Source organism: Lutibacter sp. B1 (genome assembly GCF_012524075.1).
Classification (GTDB): Bacteria; Bacteroidota; Bacteroidia; order Flavobacteriales; family Flavobacteriaceae; genus Lutibacter.
In genome coordinates this window covers 1-1,939 of record NZ_JAAZUI010000076.1, presented here as the reverse complement: position 1 = coordinate 1,939, position 1,939 = coordinate 1, and the positions used below count along the sequence as shown (strand labels likewise).

The window sequence follows — 1,939 nt, the reverse complement described above, 5'->3', positions numbered from 1 at the left end:
CAACAATACCTATAATTCAGCGTGGCTTTTCGCTTAATAAAAAGTTTGTTGTATTTTTAACCAGCTTGATTTCTACAGCGGAAAAGTCTCCGACATTTTCCACGCCGAAATCATAGCTTACACCGTTGCCTTTAATTGCGGATGACGAAAAATAAACTGAAAAAGATGAATAAATATAGACTAATAGGAATTACGATATTAATTATAGGAATATTTTTGATAAATACAATTGATAATGATTTAAGCTCTTTCATTTCTGGAATTTTAATTGGAATTGGTGGAGGAATGACAATTGTTGGAAAAAGATTATCACCAAAAAAAAAGAATAACTAAAAATATAGAGAAAACTAATAAGAGAATCTCGGATTGATTTAAAAAATGATAAAAATTGAATCGGTATGATTTTGTGCAATGAAAAAGGTACGATTTGACTCTCAAAACGGAGAAAATTAAAAAAAGATATAGAGATACTTTTAAACTAAAAATCGAATATTAATTTAAAAATAGAAAAAGATGAATTATTTAGCAATGGAATTTTCAGGTAGAACGATGTTAATCCTTGGAGGATTAATGACTCTAGCAATTGTATTATTAGCTGTTTGGATAGCTAAACGATATAATAAATCTAAACAGAATAATTAGACTTTTTTTAGATTGATTTAGGATAAAAGCAACTAAAAGGCAACAATGGCTATATTGCATTACGGCGGATTTTCTTTCAGAAAATCCTCGTATATTTACAAAGGCAAGTTGCCAAAACGAAAAAATCTTACCGATTTTTCCGTAACGACAACATAGCCTAAACCGTTGTACACAATATGATTTTACACAAAAAAATAAAACTCCAACTCTATGTTGTCTTTATATTTCAATCAACATTTCAGATTTTTGCTCAATCTTTCATTGAAGAAATTTTTGTAAAAATACCAATTGAAAACATTGATTTTAATGTTAAAAAAAGACTTATTGAAAATCATTATGTATTTGAAGTAATTTCAGAAATAAATACTGAACTTTTCACTAATAAAAACGACATTCCAAATAACATTGAAAATTCAACTTTGATTGAATATAGAATTGATAAATTTTTACCTGAAAATGGCTTTTTAAGTTTCAACGAATTAATACACGAGTCTGATGCTGGAGCACATTATGAGGTTTGCTATTGGAACATAACAAATGGAGAAAAACTTATTGCTCTTAAATCTTTTCCTTATGGAACTAACACTTATGATTCAATAGACTTTTATAGATTCTCAGAAAATAATTTGATTAAAATTGATACTGAGAAAGTAATTCCTAAATTGAGATTTAATGATGTAGTTGATATAGAAAAATTAAAAAAAGACAATTTAAAAGAAACTGAATTACTCAAAATTTTTGATAGAATTTTATTATTTGGCTATAATCTTCCAAGTAATGAGAAAAATATAGTTTTGGATATTTATCCAGTAGATTTTAAATTAAAAAATGAATCGGAAGTTTACATCCTAAATAGATATTCTAAATACATAAAAAAGAGTATCACTTTAGTTTGGAATGATGGAAATTTTAAAATATAACCATACTGTGTACAACACCGTGTATAGCTCATTGTGGCGGAATTTTTTAATCGAAAAATTCCTTATATTTATAAACAAATTGCTTCGGCGGAAAAATCTCGCTGATTTTCCCACAACGAAGCCATACACAAACCCGTTGGCTAATATTACGATGAAAAATTGTAGAAAGAAAATAATACCGATTTTAACAATATTTGGATTATTCTTTTTTGTTGGATTTTCCCAAAGCACAAAACTAGAGAAAACCGAGAAACCAACGATTCTGATTTTGATTCCCTATGATTTAAATGCAAATGGTGGATTTTCTCCAGAAATTCAAGAAATACTTGAAAAGAAATTTTCAAAAAGTTCAGAAATACAATTAATAAAATTTCCTC

At 27.3% G+C, this 1,939-nt stretch carries 3 protein-coding genes; all 3 read left to right on the top strand.

What is annotated here, in order from left to right; genetic code table 11:
* Positions 1 to 165 precede the first annotated feature (165 nt).
* A complete protein-coding gene (locus HGB55_RS14820; RefSeq protein ID WP_168817830.1) occupies positions 166 to 333 on the top strand; it encodes a hypothetical protein in 168 nt (55 codons plus the stop codon).
* A gap of 485 nt (positions 334 to 818) precedes the next feature.
* Positions 819 to 1,562, top strand: a complete 744-nt coding sequence (locus tag HGB55_RS14815; protein WP_168817828.1) for a hypothetical protein — start codon at positions 819 to 821, stop codon at positions 1,560 to 1,562.
* Between the two features lie 136 nt (positions 1,563 to 1,698).
* Positions 1,699 to 1,939 (top strand): hypothetical protein (locus tag HGB55_RS14810; RefSeq protein ID WP_168817826.1); only part of this gene is annotated, 241 nt, incomplete at its 3' end.